General features: G+C 42.6%; 14 protein-coding genes. 4 read left to right on the top strand and 10 right to left on the bottom strand.

Translation table 11 applies throughout. The annotated features are described in order from the left end of the window. Positions 1–21 precede the first annotated feature (21 nt). The 5 genes from J4G44_RS04265 to J4G44_RS04245 all read right to left on the bottom strand — a co-directional run bounded on the left by J4G44_RS04265 (position 22) and on the right by J4G44_RS04245 (position 4,412). The gene (locus J4G44_RS04265) at positions 22–666 is read right to left on the bottom strand and encodes an MBL fold metallo-hydrolase (RefSeq protein ID WP_178866025.1); all 645 of its coding nucleotides are present in this window, start codon (positions 664–666) and stop codon (positions 22–24) included. 18 nt (positions 667–684) lie between these two features. Further along, a complete protein-coding gene (hemH, locus tag J4G44_RS04260; protein ID WP_207973879.1) occupies positions 685–1,698 on the bottom strand; it encodes a ferrochelatase in 1,014 nt (337 codons plus the stop codon). A 65-nt stretch (positions 1,699–1,763) separates the two neighbouring features. Next, the gene (locus tag J4G44_RS04255) at positions 1,764–2,792 is read right to left on the bottom strand and encodes a DUF4062 domain-containing protein (RefSeq protein WP_004975972.1); all 1,029 of its coding nucleotides are present in this window, start codon (positions 2,790–2,792) and stop codon (positions 1,764–1,766) included. Positions 2,793–2,878: 86 nt separating this feature from the next. After that, a complete protein-coding gene (murI, locus tag J4G44_RS04250; protein ID WP_004975969.1) occupies positions 2,879–3,754 on the bottom strand; it encodes a glutamate racemase in 876 nt (291 codons plus the stop codon). A 46-nt stretch (positions 3,755–3,800) separates the two neighbouring features. Further along, positions 3,801–4,412 (bottom strand): DUF1285 domain-containing protein, encoded by a 612-nt coding sequence (locus tag J4G44_RS04245; protein ID WP_004975967.1) that lies wholly within the window; start codon positions 4,410–4,412, stop codon positions 3,801–3,803. Between the two features lie 195 nt (positions 4,413–4,607). On the opposite strand from J4G44_RS04245, the gene J4G44_RS04240 reads away from it, so the two are divergent. Both J4G44_RS04240 and J4G44_RS04235 read left to right on the top strand, forming a co-directional pair. Then, positions 4,608–6,320, top strand: a complete 1,713-nt coding sequence (locus J4G44_RS04240) for an electron transfer flavoprotein-ubiquinone oxidoreductase (protein ID WP_004975965.1) — start codon at positions 4,608–4,610, stop codon at positions 6,318–6,320. Between the two features lie 408 nt (positions 6,321–6,728). After that, a complete protein-coding gene (locus J4G44_RS04235) occupies positions 6,729–7,862 on the top strand; it encodes an AOC03_06830 family ribosome hibernation factor (RefSeq protein ID WP_104852982.1) in 1,134 nt (377 codons plus the stop codon). Positions 7,863–7,999: 137 nt separating this feature from the next. On the opposite strand, the gene J4G44_RS04230 is transcribed toward J4G44_RS04235, so the two are convergent. The 3 genes from J4G44_RS04230 to tusA all read right to left on the bottom strand — a co-directional run bounded on the left by J4G44_RS04230 (position 8,000) and on the right by tusA (position 11,121). Further along, positions 8,000–9,460 carry an autotransporter outer membrane beta-barrel domain-containing protein gene (locus tag J4G44_RS04230; protein WP_131261087.1) on the bottom strand — a complete coding sequence of 487 codons (1,461 nt, stop codon included), beginning with the start codon at positions 9,458–9,460 and terminating at the stop codon, positions 8,000–8,002. Between the two features lie 20 nt (positions 9,461–9,480). After that, entirely contained in the window at positions 9,481–10,137 is a 657-nt protein-coding gene (locus tag J4G44_RS04225; protein ID WP_154321099.1) for a hypothetical protein, read from the bottom strand. 726 nt (positions 10,138–10,863) lie between these two features. Continuing rightward, positions 10,864–11,121, bottom strand: a complete 258-nt coding sequence (gene tusA, locus J4G44_RS04220) for a sulfurtransferase TusA (protein ID WP_004975955.1) — start codon at positions 11,119–11,121, stop codon at positions 10,864–10,866. A 197-nt stretch (positions 11,122–11,318) separates the two neighbouring features. On the opposite strand from tusA, the gene J4G44_RS04215 reads away from it, so the two are divergent. Both J4G44_RS04215 and lnt read left to right on the top strand, forming a co-directional pair. Then, positions 11,319–12,158 carry a CBS domain-containing protein gene (locus J4G44_RS04215; protein WP_207973878.1) on the top strand — a complete coding sequence of 280 codons (840 nt, stop codon included), beginning with the start codon at positions 11,319–11,321 and terminating at the stop codon, positions 12,156–12,158. Beyond that, a complete protein-coding gene (gene lnt / locus J4G44_RS04210; RefSeq protein WP_207973877.1) occupies positions 12,155–13,711 on the top strand; it encodes an apolipoprotein N-acyltransferase in 1,557 nt (518 codons plus the stop codon). Before J4G44_RS04215 ends, lnt begins: the two co-directional genes overlap by 4 nt. Before the next feature lie 112 nt (positions 13,712–13,823). Here lnt and gspG read toward each other — a convergent pair whose 3' ends face one another. Together gspG and gspF are read right to left on the bottom strand one after the other, a co-directional pair. Then, the gene (gene gspG / locus J4G44_RS04205; RefSeq protein ID WP_004975950.1) at positions 13,824–14,258 is read right to left on the bottom strand and encodes a type II secretion system major pseudopilin GspG; all 435 of its coding nucleotides are present in this window, start codon (positions 14,256–14,258) and stop codon (positions 13,824–13,826) included. Between the two features lie 76 nt (positions 14,259–14,334). Next, the gene (gene gspF, locus J4G44_RS04200; RefSeq protein ID WP_004975948.1) at positions 14,335–15,540 is read right to left on the bottom strand and encodes a type II secretion system inner membrane protein GspF; all 1,206 of its coding nucleotides are present in this window, start codon (positions 15,538–15,540) and stop codon (positions 14,335–14,337) included. Between the last annotated feature and the right edge of the window lie 74 nt (positions 15,541–15,614).

The following is a 15,614-nucleotide window of genomic DNA, read 5'->3' as shown; positions in this document are numbered from 1 at the left end:
AAGCATAAATACACACTGCTTTTAACCTGCTTGCCCTGCTACAAACGGGTTATGCTGTTTTTCAAATCCAATGGTACTGATGGGACCATGCCCCGAAATAAACTGAGTGTCATCGGGCAAACTAAAACACTCGCGCTGAATTGAATCTAATAATTGTTGATGATTCCCACGTGGAAAATCGGTGCGTCCAATCGAGCCTTTAAATAGCACATCGCCTGTCCACAAGACGCCATATTTTGCATTATAAAACATCACATGGCCTGGGGTATGCCCTGGTGCATAACGCACTTCAAAGCTTTCTTGACCCAATTGCAGCACTTCACCACCCTCTAACCACTGTGTAACCGTGACTTGTTCAGGGATAGGAAAACCATAACGTGCAGACACTTCTTGCAGTTGATCTAACCAAAAAGCATCTTCTTTCTGTGGACCAATCACAGGAACATTCCAGTAATGTTGCAACGCACCAACAGCCCCCGCATGGTCTAAATGTCCATGAGTGAGCCACAAAGCTTTCACCGTTAAACCCAACGCTTCAACTTCGGCTTTCAGCTTTTCAGGCTCACCGCCTGCATCAATCAAAATTGCTTCTTTGCTTTCTGCATCCCACACAATCGAGCAGTTTTGCTGAAAAGCGGTGACGGGAACAATTTTGACTTGCAACATGGTGGCGAACCTCAAAAATTAATGGCTTAGGTTAAGCTTTACAGCATCAAGATTAGCTTGAAGTAAATGTTTGAGCAAACCCAAATGATCGGCACGGGTATTCAGTGCAGGAATATAGGCATATTCTTTGCCACCTGCTTGTAAAAACAATTCTGCGTTTTGAATTGCCAATTCTTCTAGCGTTTCCAAACAATCTGCAGAAAAAGCAGGACTCATAATTTGCACCGACTTCACGCCCTGCTGTCCCCATTCTTCAAGTAAGACATCGGTATAGGGTTTGACCCATTCTTGTTTGCCAAAACGTGACTGGAAGCTAATTGCCCACTGATCATCATTTAAATTTAAAGCATCGGCAAGCAATTTGGCCGTGATCCGACAACGCTCTGCATACGGATCACCCTTATCGGCATACGGCTGTGGAATGCCATGAAACGACATCAATAATTTTTCTGCCACACCATGCTCGGCTTGAAATTCACGCACACTTTGCGCCAACGCCTGAATGTATAAAGGATGCTGATAATAATCACGAATGATGGATAAGCCCGGCAAATTACGCTGCTGTGGCACCCATTTGGCAACGGCATCATATAAAGGTGCAGTCGAAGTTGCCGAATATTGTGGAAATAAAGGGAACAAAATCACGTGATCTTGAGGATTTTGACTCAAAGCTGCCAAAGCCTGTTGAATACCCGGATTGCCATAGGTCATTACCGGTAGAATATTCAATTCAAACTCAGGATATAGCGGCAATAACTGCTGTTTTAAAGCATCAACCTGTTGCAACAAAATTTCCCGCATCGGTGAATCTTGCTGCCAGACCATGGCATAAGCATGTGCAACACGCTTAGGACGAAATGGCAAAATGAATAAGTTCAAAATGATTTGCCAAATCGGTTTTGGAATTTCAATCACCCGTTGATCGGATAAAAACTGCTTTAAAAAACGGCGAACCGCTGCTGCAGTCGGTTCATCAGGCGTACCTAAATTGGCTAAAAGAACGGTTACTTTGGGTTTTGCTGTAGACAACATTCAGCCCTCGTGTCTGATGATTGAGCCCGACTACTTTAACAGTTTTTTCACTCTGTATTGAGAGATTAATACGGTGTTTTAAATGAATAAACCCGATCGGTATCTAGCAAATTGCTCTCTAAAAGTTTTTGCGCTTTTGCCGTGGTTTGCCACAACATCCGCTGACGATCATCACGCCCCGCCTGCACAATCCAGTCATTTTGACGCATTTGCATTTTAATCTGATGCAAGGCCCGAATATTGATTTGGGCACGTGCAACTGCATGCGCACGTGGCATGATCCGACGTGCATCCTCCAAACCAGTTTCATTCAAATATTCATTCATGCGTTTCGAAAAATATTCTTCAGGGGTTGGATGAATAAAAGTATTGCCTAAAATTGCCAACAACTGCGCCCAACTTAAACTTCGCTCAACTTTCAGCTCTCTAAAGTTACCATCCTGATAGGCATGCATGCGATATTCAAAACGATATGATTCATTCATCGACACTTTAGATACGCTTAGAAACGGGTCTGCTTCGCGCTGTCCCACATCGGTTTCCAGCTGACGTAACTTACTTTTTAAACGTTCAATTTCATCATGCAAAGCTTGTGTATTTTGCGGGCGCACCCAACCAGAAGTCGGATAACGTTCTAGCATTTGCGACATATTAAAGCGGACAGCAAGCTCTAAATCACGCAGAGTGCGGTAGCTAAACACCTGATCGACTTCTTGTTGTAATAATTTACGGAACTCTTTGAATTTTTCACGTAATTCAGGTTTTTCATCATGTAAAGATGAATCACGTGAATCTGGGTCTTCGTGCATAAATACAATGATCGGCTTTTGCTTGGTGACTGCATAAATATACTCTAAATGCATATACCCCACGCCCGACACCGATTGCTCACCGTACTGGCTGCCCAATAGAATCACCACATAATCACAATCATCAATTTGACGGCGTGCAAATGCAGTGCTGAGTGAGGTACGTTGTTCTAAACCCCACGAAAAAAAACCCATTCCCACCAATGTTTGTGCCAAGATCACTCGTTCTGGCTGCATATCTGCCCCAGACGTCGAGATAAAGACCTGATAGCGCTTATCGAGCATTGGTTTCCCCTCTCCTATTGCCATTACAAGTCGGTCACCGTCTACTTGTAATGCCTTTCCCCAATCATAAAAAAATTATCTTAAAGTCAGTCCACAGTACTCACATTTGCGATACTCCAAGAAATATTGCCTGGAATAAGATGCTGCAACACGGGCTTTAATTGTTCTGCATTGTTCCCGCTGACATAACACGCAATTTGTAAAGTATCTGCCAAACTTTGTTCAAATAATAACTCATTTTTAATTAAAATGCGGGAAGTTTGACGCGCAACGGCAATTCCCGAGTCAATTAATGTCAGTTTCTGACCAAAAATGGACTCAATCGCAGGTTTTAGGAAAGGATAATGGGTACAACCGAGCACCAAATAGTCCGCGCCCTGATCGACCACAGGTTGCAAACTCTGCTGTAAGGAACTTAAACATGCCTCACTCATTTGCGCCCCTTGCTCAACAAAAGGCACTAAATCTAGATTGGTGACATTCAAGACTTGCACTTGAGCAGGAATCGCAAAACGCTGCATCACATCTTTAATAAGTTGTCCGCGAAAAGTCGCAGGCGTCGCAAGTACAGCCACAGTTTTGCTTTGGCTATTTAATACGGCAGGCTTTAAAGCAGGCACTAAACCAATAATGGGAAAATCTTCGCCGTAATGATCGCGCAGATAATCTAGACTAAAAGCAGAAGCAGTATTACACGCCACGACCGCAACTTTACAACCTTGTCGATATAACCATTCGATTGCAGCTGCAGTGAGTTCTCGAATATTTTGATCATCACGTGGGCCATACGGCACATGTGCAGTATCGGCATAATAAAGGATGCGCTCATTGGGCAAATATTCTGCAATTTCAATGGCAACTGACAAGCCTCCTATGCCCGAATCAAAAATACCAATTGGCGCACTGGCTTGTGCTTTTGGCATGGCTTGATTTAAGGGAGAAACAGGATGAATGGCTGTCATAGCAAGAGATTCAGCAATACAAAATGGGATGAATAAAGCTTAAACCTCAGCTGCTTAAATGCAAGTGCAAATCACCACTTTTCAACGATAAAATCGTTTCGCCCTGCGCATTTTCACTCAGCTCGCCCAATTCCACCAAATGTAAAAAAGCCGCACGCTGAATCAGGGCATTAATACCAAAACGCACATGCACATAAGGACGCAGCTCACCTGCATATTCACGCATAAAAATAGGATGCTCGGCATCAACAATCACAATATCCTGATGTGTAGTGATAAGTTGAATATAATTTTGCTGTCCGATTTCGACCACATCAACCTGATTGATGAACAAAGGCTCATCTTCTACCTGGATTTCAATTTGTTCCACTGGGGTTTTTAAATAAAACTTGCCCTGCTCTTTCCATAACACACTAGAAAACAGATCAACCAATGCCTGACGTTTGATCAATTGACCTTCGTGCCACCATTCTCCATTGGCTTTGACCAGCAAATCCATTGCTCCACAATGCTTTGGATGCCATTGCTCCAAAGGAGGGATTGATCTTTTGTGACCTGACTGTCCAGTTTTTATATATTGTGCAATGTGCATTAAATTTTTATTATCAGCCGTAGCTACATTTTCTGTCGGTTTGATTGAATTATCGTCATGCTTCATGCTGCAGTACCTTACTGACGGAAAAATAATACGATTCAGCCAATTGGCTAAGACTCGGTTTAAAACTATACTAGCTCACAATACTTACCCATACTGTAAAAGACACGATTAAATTTGTGTCTGGCAACTAAAAATACTCATGGCAGCACCGTTGCTTGATGCGGTTGCCACCTTCAATTATATGAGGAGTCCTACATGGAACACATCGAACGTGAATCGATGGAGTTTGACGTAGTCATCGTAGGCGCAGGCCCTGCGGGTCTTTCTGCTGCGATCAAAATTCGTCAACTTGCAATTGAAAACAATTTAAATGATCTGTCCGTTTGTGTGGTCGAAAAAGGCTCTGAAGTTGGTGCGCATATCCTTTCGGGTGCAATTCTTGAGCCTCGTGCCATCAACGAGTTATTTCCTAACTGGAAAGAAGAAGGTGCGCCTTTAAATGTGCCTGTGACTGAAGATAAAACTTTCTTCTTGATGTCACCTGAAAAAGCTCAGCAAGCACCGCATTGGATGGTGCCTAAAACCATGCATAACGATGGTAACTACGTGATCTCGTTAGGCAACGTGGTGCGTTGGTTAGGTCAAAAAGCCGAAGAATTAGAAGTTTCTATTTTCCCTGGCTTTGCGGCATCTGAAATTCTTTACCATGCCGATGGTACGGTTAAAGGCATCCAAACTGGTGACATGGGCATTGGTAAAGATGGCGAGCCAACGCATAACTTCACACCGGGTTATGAACTACATGCCAAATACACCATTTTCGCAGAAGGCTGTCGTGGTCATTTAGGTAAGCGTTTAATCCAGCAATTCAATTTGGATAAAGATGCCGATCCGCAACACTACGGGATTGGTATTAAAGAACTTTGGGAAATTGACCCTGCAAAACACAAACCAGGTTTAGTCATGCACGGTGCAGGCTGGCCATTAAGTGAAACAGGTTCTTCAGGCGGTTGGTGGTTATACCACGCAGAAAACAACCAAGTGACTTTGGGTATGATTGTGGACTTGTCGTATACCAACCCACACATGTATCCATTTATGGAAATGCAGCGCTGGAAAACTCACCCTCTAATTAAACAGTATCTAGAAGGCGGCAAGCGTATTTCTTATGGTGCACGTGCTGTGACCAAAGGTGGCTTTAACTCATTGCCAAAATTCACCTTCCCAGGTGGTTCTTTAATTGGTGATGATGCAGGCTTCTTAAACTTTGCCAAAATCAAAGGCTCTCATACCGCCATGAAGTCTGGCATGCTTTGCGGTGAAGCAGTATTTGAAGCGATTGCTGCAGGTGTCGCAAAAGGCGGTGACTTGGCGATTGCTCGCGTAACTGAAGGCGAAGATTTCTTTGTGAAAGAGCTAACGGCTTACACTGAAAAATTCAACAACAGCTGGCTGAAAGAAGAACTTTATAGCGCACGTAACTTTGGCCCTGCAATGCATAAGTTTGGTCAATGGATGGGTGGTGCGTTTAACTTTATCGACCAGAACGTGTTTAAAGTACCATTTACTTTGCATGATTTAGTGCCTGATTTCAGCGCACTCAAAACTGTAGATGCAACCAGCTTTAAACCGAACTATCCAAAACCAGATGGCAAGCTGACTTTTGACCGTTTATCTTCAGTGTTTGTATCGAATACCGTACATGAAGAAAATCAGCCAGCACACTTAAAGTTGACAGATACCTCTATTCCAGTGAACGTAAACTTACCTAAATGGGATGAGCCTGCACAGCGCTACTGCCCTGCGGGTGTTTATGAAATCATGGAAAATGATGATGGTTCAAAACGCTTCCAGATTAACGCAGCCAACTGTGTTCACTGTAAGACTTGTGACATTAAAGACCCATCACAGAACATCACTTGGGTAACACCTGAAGGTGGCGGTGGTCCGAATTACCCGAATATGTAATTGCGAATCGCAATTGAGAAACCCAAAAGCAGTGCCTCGGCACTGCTTTTTTATACACAGTTTACAAAATTACCAAGGTCTCATAATCCCTTACATTTTTCAGGTATTTCTCTATTCAAAAGCAGGCGATTGAATAACTTTCCTTGTTATGCTGTTTTTGCTTATTTTTTATCTTTTCTATTTTTAGTTTTTTATTTCGTTTTTTTCAGACTTGAACAACCGAAAATGTTGTTTTGTCAGCTTTTATACAATGCTATTCGGCATTTTATGCAGCACTTAGCACGGTAGCAAAATGTTGTAGATGCTGACTAAAACTGACTTGAGTGGAGTATAAAGCAGTACTTTGAGTTTTATCTTGCTCAAGCATTTGGTTGTTCTTCTTATTTTCATTAGAAGAGGAATTCCAACATGCTTAATTTAACAGACACCCTCAACCAACTTAAAAATGTGCAGGCACAACCTGCAGTCAGCTTATTTCTACCCACACATCGTACCTTTCCAGACAATCAGCAAGATGTGATTGCTCTTAAAAACCAACTTAAACAACTCGAAGAACGCCTGTTGGCAGACTATGACAAACGTCTGGTGGCACAAATTTTAGAACAGATTCATCATCAAACCAAAGATTTGAATCCCAACTACCATTTAGACAGTCTGGCTATTTTTGCCACAGCCGACAGTGCACAAGTACTGCGTCTGCCATTCCCTACCCAAGAACGTATTGTGATTGATCAACAATTTTCAGTGCGTGATTTTATTCGTGAGCTATCTTATGCAGTGCAATACTATGTGGTAGTGATCAGTCGTGAAGTTGGACGTCTGATTAAGGCCTCCAATGATCGTGTAATCCATGAGTTTTCTGTAGATGACAGCGACTTGAATGAACGACTGCCACATGGTGCATTTCCTGTTCAAAATGATAACTTATATAGCACCAGCGGTGCAGAACGTGCCACAGCCGCCAATGAAGACCGTTTACTCAAAGAGTTTTTAAACCGTGTCGATAAAAATGTGCAAACTGTACGTGCCAGTGAGCCATTGGGCTTGGTCATTGTGGGTGATCGACGCAATATCAGTTTTTATGAATCTATTTGCGACCAACCCAATGCCATTATTTTCAGTGTAGATAACGTCACTCAGCTAGAACAAGGCAGCGCACAACACATTATTGACAGTATTCAGACCGAGCTAAAAAGCCATCAACAACAATTGCATCAGCAACATGCGCAGCAACTGGATGAACTCTATGCCAGTGACCGTGTTGTGACCGATCTGCAGCAAATTTATCAGGCAGTGTTGCAAAATAATGTCGATACTTTATATGTTCAACAAGGCTACATGCAGACAGGTTGGGTCGATACCGACCAGCAACGAATTTATCTAGATCAAGCGCACGCACCTGACAGCGCACAAGCCACAGACGATGTGATCAACCATATTATTGATGCAGCACAGCAACACGCTGCCAATATCGTATTTATTCCTGCCGATTATTTACAGTCCAAAGCACCACTGACTTTAATGAGTCGCTATGCGGTCTAAAACTCAGTCCATTTGACTGTGATCTAAAAAACAGCCATGCAGATTTATCTACATGGCTGTTTCAATCAAGATTCAAACTTCTCATTCATACGCAAATCTACGCTTTTTCATGACTTTCTCATGAATAAAACGATCAATTAGAATCGAGTCGTTACCGCCAACTGTACCCGATGACTGTCGCTATGTGATCGCCCGCTATATTCATAATTCAAATTGAGAAAACTATGTTGTCCAAAGTGAAGTTGTGAACCTAAGGCAGCATGATATTGACCTTGATCGGCATGCCATGCATCAAACTTCAGTTTCTCCGCTGTGCCTACATAATGGGTATCTAAATATGCTTTTTCCTGAATCGGTTGGCTGTAATACAAGCTGCCTTGCAATTGCCATGCTGGATTCAACTGGTAATTGGCTTGCAAACCTGCACCAAAATTCCAGCGCTGCATCACCAAATCATCTAAGCTGTTGACACCATCCTGCTGAGTTTGTTCGGCATGAACATAATGTTGGAACGAAGCGTCTAAATACGGTTGAATCTGCATTTTTTGACTGAGTGGATAGCTATAATCTAGACGCAAACCTGCGGCATACATTTGTCCATCAAACTGTATTTTTTGTGCTTGAGCATGACCACGCTGCGCGTCAACATCCACCTGCATGCCTTTTAACCATGCCGCGACACTTAAATCACGATTAAGCTGCTGTGCTGTCCCCATAGTTAGTGCATAGGCTTTGCTCTGACTGCTATTTTTTGAGCCTGTTTGTACGGCATCATCTAAGTTCAGTTGACTGAAATCGGCCTGCGCTGCCAAGGTCATCCCTGCCAGTTTTGTTGCCACACCAACACCTTGATGATGACTACGGCGCTCACTATTTAAGCCGACATAATCCATATCATAACTTTGGTAATCACCCGAAAACCAAAGCTGTTTGGGTTGTGCGGTTGCCAAACGCTGTGCAAACTGACGTTCTTGCTTGCTGCTTTCTTCTGCGACATTTAAAACGGTATTGGCATAAAAACTTGGATCAAGTTGATGAAACAGTTGATTCAATGCCTGCGTAGAAACTGTACTTTCAGCAGCATTGCTATAACGTATAGTTTGAGCAAAATTGTTAAATAAGCGATTGGCAAAAACTTTTTCAGCATCTTCCAGCGTTTCTAACTGTTGTTTCTGATCAAGACTTGCTAAAACTACATCTAAATTACGGGCAACCTGAGTACGTCCTTCAAGTTCAGCAGCAAGAGCCGCCACCGTTTCAGTCGATTTACGCTTTGCCGTAATCACCACATCGGTATTGATTGTATCTGCCGCACGTACAGGCTCGCCCGTTGCATTCAGTTCAGGACGATAACTAACTTGTGTCAACTCAAATAATGGATTGCTTGAGCGATAAGCATCGAACTCACGCTGTACGCCTTGTTGCGCACGTAATACGGTAGTTTGTGAACCTTGTGCAGTAATAAGTGGCTGATCAAGTGGCACTTCATCAAACAGGTTCAAAGTCCCTGCCAAATTGGCGGTTCCCGTTACCGTCAGCAAATTGCCAAAACGTGCTTTAAAACCCGCATGTTGCTGCTGATCTGCAGCAATCTGCATCGAATAGTTGCCTGTGATGGTTAAATTGCCTTCCTTTCAAGAAATGCACTGCCTGTTTCGACTTCTAAAGTGTTTTGTGAGGGTTCAAGTTCTTGAATCGTACTACCCATCTCAACTTCAGATGTATCTTGTGGTACTTCAATATCTTGAATTGCACTATCGACCAAAACGGTGTCGGTTAAAGCAGGCTCTACTGCAGGTGGAGCTACCACATCGACAGGTTGCTCTGCTTCTGACGGAGGTGATTCAAGTGTAGGTATCGTATCAGGCTGATTGACATCATTATTTTCTAAAACGGTAGCATCATCGCTAGGTACAGCATCATTGCTGTCTAAAAGTGAATCTTCAGTTGGTGATGTATTGCCATGATCTGTACTGCCACCACTCAAACCACCACCATTGGATGATACATCGCCATGATCTAGCTCTAAATTCACAGGAGGTTGATCGGTAATGGGGGCAGATGGTGCGACAGGTTGCTCTACTCCGCTGCCAATGCCTTCATTTGTAGTCGGTTGATCTTCTTGGCTGACATTTTCTGCCCCCAACACATCAGTGACTTGAACCGTGCTTGACTGAGAGCCTGAACCCGATGAACAGCCTGAGATACTCATGGCCAATAAACACGCCACACTCAGTGGCTTTAAAGAAAAGTTTTGCTTTTTATCTAAAATCATACCGTACTCAATCAAAATGATGATAACGCAAGATTTATTGATGATTGATCACGTAAAAAATTAAGCAGATTTTGCTCAGTCTAAATGGCATATTTTTTTAAGATAAAGACAATCAGTTAAGCCCCCCAAAATTATTTTTCTTAACTTGACTACTTTAATGCGACAGCTTAATCAGCTTTTTCAGCCTTATAAAACATAAACACTGCCATATAACATTCAAACCAAGCAAAACCCCAAATCTGCTTAATTTTATCCCCAAATGTTCTGCAATCGAACTCAATAAACTGATCGCATTATAGGCTAATTTTTCCATATATTAAAAAATATTTAAAATAATTTTGTTAAAAATCAATAATTAAACAATAGACTAAACTCACACTCTAAAAATTATTTCTTATACAACACACAGAGCTTTGTTAGATTTTGCACAAGCACACAACTTGCCCTATAAATGCAGAAAAGTTGAAAAGTCCCTTAAAAAATGTGTAGCAGATAACGCAACTCGTGGATCGTTTCGCCATTTTTTAACTCAAACTGTGAAGCAGGTTGGATTGATGCAAAATTGATGAAAAATTAAAAATAAAGTTGAACGTCATGGCTAAAAACACAAAAGGCATATTTCAACTTGCATGAATTGCAAATGAAATATGCCTATATGGATCACATGACTATTTTATCGTGTTTAAATTATAGTGTTCTAAAAGTGCTGAGGCTAATTTTTGCCTATTAGCCTTTTTTCACCAAATAATGAAATTCTTTATTGCCTTGCTCATCTAAGCGTTCTTCTTGCAATAACAACTCATGCCCCAAATGCATGCAAAATTTTGGAATATCCCAAGACGTCGAATTGTCAGTTGCAAACACTTCAACCACATCGCCAGACTTAGATTTGCGAATGGCTTGATGCAGCATCATCACAGGTTCAGGGCAACGCAAACCGCGGGTATTCAGTTGAATACTAGGTGTGACAGGAAGTTCAGACATGCACAGACTCGATATTAAAACATCGGGCTAGTTTAGCATAAAGCGCAGCCTTGTTTTATGTGTTCCCGCTACGCACAGCAACACATCTCGTGACGTAATTGCCGTCATTTTCTCCCAAGATTAGCAATAGACAACTGTATTTTCTAAGGTATGATTAAGCTAAGTTTTTTAGATATAAAGAGTCTTTAGGAAAGATCATGCACGAGGAATCAGGCCCATCGTGGGGTATGCGTGGCCTAAGAAAATGGTTAGGCACTGCACCAGAAACCCGCGATGAATTGCTAAAATTAGTACAAGATTCACGTCGTTTTTTAGAACCCGATACGGTGGCAATGCTCGAAGGTGTTCTGGATTTACCTGCCACCAAAATCCGTGAAGTCATGACCCCACGTACCACCATGATTAGCTTACAAGAAGATGATGAGCTACTCGACATTTTGCATGTACTAGTCGAATCGGCACATTCACGTTTTCCTGTGTTCTCATCTGACCAACCCGACAACGTGGTGGGGATTTTATTGGCAAAAGATTTATTGCCTTTACTGACCGAACAAAGAACCAAAGTCGATATTCGCGCCTTAATGCGTCAGCCGTTATTTGTGCCTGAAAGTGCTCGTTCAGACCAAGTATTGCGTATGCTCAAAAACACCCAAACCCATATTGCAGTGGTGATTGATGAGTATGGCACCACTTCGGGCTTGGTTACTTTAGAAGATATTTTAGAAGAAATTGTCGGTGAAATTGAAGATGAACACGACAATATTGACGAAGAAGCAGAATACATCATCCCCGATCACGACCCAAAAACGGCAAATACTTGGTTAGTACAAGCACTTACACCAATCGAACATTTTAATAATGTTTTAGATGCAGATTTTTCTGACGATGAAGTAGAAACTGTGGGCGGTTTATTGCTTCAGGAAATTGGTTTGGTGAGTGATTTGCAAGGACAAGTGATTGTGATTGGCAACTGGGAGTTTACCATTCTTGAAGCAGATGCCCGCACTATTCATCTGATTCGAGCCGTACGTCAATGAGGACTTTTTTTTCCAAGCTGTCTAATCCTGCAGAACATCAACAACTGCCCTTAATTTATCCATTAATCATTGCCCTATTGGCAGGTGCAGTGTTTAGTTTGGCACTTGCTCCCTATCATTACTGGTGGATTGCCTTACTTTCACCTGCTTTGCTGTATGCGACTTTAAGCAAACGCACCCCGAAACAGGCCTTTTTGATTGGTTGGTCTTACGGGATTGGGTTGTGGTTTGTCGGAGCATTTTGGCTCTATACATCCATTCACGTCTATGGCGACACCAATGCCTTTTTAAGCGTGCTGATGATTGTCATTATGGCGCTGTTGATGGGTTTGTTTACTGCCGTACAAACGTGGTTATATCGTCGGTTTTTCCCTGAAACACCACTGACTTTTGCACCGCTATGGGTATTTTTTGAATGGGCGAAAACTTGGGTCTTTACAGGTTTTCCATGGCTGTTTGCAGGTTATGCCTTCACCGAACGCTTTTTGGATAGCTATGCACCGTTGTTTGGTATTTTCGGGGTGTCTTTTGTGGTCATCTTGCTGGCCTGTGCGTTGGTTGAAGTCCTTAAAAAGCGTATCTTCTGGCTGATTCCATCGGCAATTTTACTTTTGGGTGCATGGGGTGCAGCACAACTCAGTTTTGTAACTGCAAAATCTGAAAAGCCACTCTCGGTTTCTCTGATTCAAGGCAACATTCCTCAAGACTTAAAGTGGCTAACCGAATACCAAATTAAGACCTTGGAAATTTATACCCGCTTGACCCGAACTGAATGGGGACGCGACATTATTGTCTGGCCTGAATCATCCATTCCAATGTTCCAGACCGATATTGAACCGTTTTTGGATGGCATGAAAACACAGGCTGAAAAAACGGGCAGTTCGTGGGTGACAGGTATTCCGTATTGGGACTTGCCTGAATCACAAGTGCAGCAACATCCAATGTATTACAACAGCATTATGGCAACGGGAGATGCGGCTGAAGGCTTGTATAAAAAGCAGCGTCTGGTGCCTTTTGGTGAATATATTCCGCTTTCAGGCTTACTGAGTTGGGTACTACCTGCGATGCAAAATGACCCATCCATGAGTGGTTTTTCACGTGGAGCGTCTGAGCAAAAACCGCTTGCAATTAAACAGCATCATTTGGGGGCAGCCATTTGTTATGAGGTGGCTTATCCGAACCTGACCCGCCGCAATGCTAGCCAAAGTGACTTTTTGGTAACAGTATCCAATGATGCTTGGTTTACGGGTACTGCAGGGCCATTGCAACATTTACAAATGGTACAAATGCGCGCCAAAGAAAATGGACGCTGGTTTGTTCGTGCCACCAATACAGGTGTGACCGCATTTATTGACCATCATGGGCATATTGTCAAACAAGCGCCAATGGATCAGGAATTTGTGCTGCGTGGTGATCTGCCTGCCATGCAAGGTCAAACACTGTATACCCAACTCAGCGATTGGCCTGTGCTGATTTTCTCATTGCTGTTGTTAATTATGGGGTGGATTTATCGACCACGTCAGGTGGATGTGTCGTTTAAATCACGTCGTTAATAGTACTGTTCAATAGCGGCTAGAAATAACCATTCATAAAAAAACCGAGCATTAAGCGCTCGGTTTTTTTTGGAGTTCACTGAATCAATATATAGACTCAACTCATCTTCTATTAAGGCTGATAATAAATGTCGGCATCGGTACCTTCACCACCCTGCTGACCATCTGCACCAAAAGAATATAAATCAAATGGACGACCTTCTGAACCCGGAATCACATATTGGATGTCATTATCCCAACTGTCTTTCGGATAGCCCCCTTTCACATAACCGCCTGGCAACCAGTTTTTAGCCGAAGCAGGCTGATTCACCAAGGCATCTAAACCACCGTCTTGCATTGAAGGATATTTTTGATTATCGAGTTTGTATTGATCGAGTGCGCCAGCCACACCTTTTAAAGTAATAACCGTAGTATCTACTTTGGCTTTTTCACCACGTCCCATTACGTTCGGTACGATTAAAGCCGCCAACACACCTAAAATTACAATCACCACCATGACTTCAATCAGGGTAAAACCAGACTGTTTACTCGGTTGCTTCTGTTTCATTCAATCTCTCTCATTTATTTATATCAATTCGACATTTATTTTAGATTCTGTTTGAAGAACGATGCTTCAAAACGATTTAAATCATATTGTTCATATTCACAATTGGCAGCATTACCGCAATCACAATCACCAGTACAATACTCGCCATCAGTACCAACATCAACGGTTCTAATAATGCCAACAGGGTAGAAATCAGTGTGGTCACTTCACGGTCTTGCATGTCTGAAGCACGTGACAGCATACGGTCTAACTCGCCCGAGGCTTCACCACTTTTGATCATTTGTACCATCATCGGTGGGAAATAACCACTGCGCTCTAATTGCGTCGCCAAGTTACCACCTTCAGTGACTTTTTCTGCCGCCAAATTGACCGCATCACGAATGACCCAGTTGTTACTGACCGCAGCACCAATATTTAGCGCATCCACCAAAGGCACACCCGACTGAGTCAAAATAGACAAGGTACTGGCAAAACGCGCGGCATTAATCCCACGTGATAATTTTGCAAATAACGGCAACTTTAAGGTTAAACGGTCAAAGGCATAATGCCCTGCGGTGGTGCGTAAAAAACGCACCAACAACAATACCCCCACCACAGAAGCCACCAGTAAAAACGGCCATGCAACACGAATAAAATCACTGGCTTTCATTAATGCCACGGTGATCCACGGCAAGGCATCTTTGCTCTGATCAAAGGTTTTAACAATATCGGGTACGACATAAGTCATTAAACCCATCACAATCGCAAAAGACATCAGCATTAAAATGATGGGATAAATCATCGCCCCTTGAATTTTTTTCTGCATGGCAAAGCGGTTTTCGGTGTAATCTGCCAATTGTTCCAGAATTAAATCCAAATGCCCCGAACGCTCGCCTGCGGCAATGGTGGCAATATATAAGTCTGGAAAACGCCCCGATTGTTGTAAAGCATTGGCCAGTGAATAACCTTCCAAAACTTTGGAACGCACCGACATCAGCAAATTTTGCACATGGGCTTTTTCACTTTGTTTACCCACAGCGCGAACGGCTTCTTCCAAAGGAATCGCCGCAGCCACCAAAACCGATAACTGACGGGTCAGCAAAGCCAAATCATAGGCGGTGATTTTTTTCTGAAACCATTGTTTGCCACTGTGTTTATCTTTTTGTTCAACGGTATCGACACTGACAGGAATCCATTCTTTGTCACGTAATTGCTGACGGATTTGTCGTGCAGAATCACCCTCTAAAACACCTTTTTGCTGCTTCCCTGAAGCGTCAATGGCAGTAAATTGATATGCTGGCATTGTAATGCTCTAATTTTCCAAAATTTCTTGCAACGCAGTTGCGTCTGACCACTAAAATCATTCATATTCTTAGA

The organism is Acinetobacter towneri (assembly GCF_017498585.1).
GTDB lineage: Bacteria > Pseudomonadota > Gammaproteobacteria > Pseudomonadales > Moraxellaceae > Acinetobacter > Acinetobacter towneri.
Note: the sequence above shows the minus strand (reverse complement) of the source record. Positions and strands in the feature narration are given on the sequence as shown.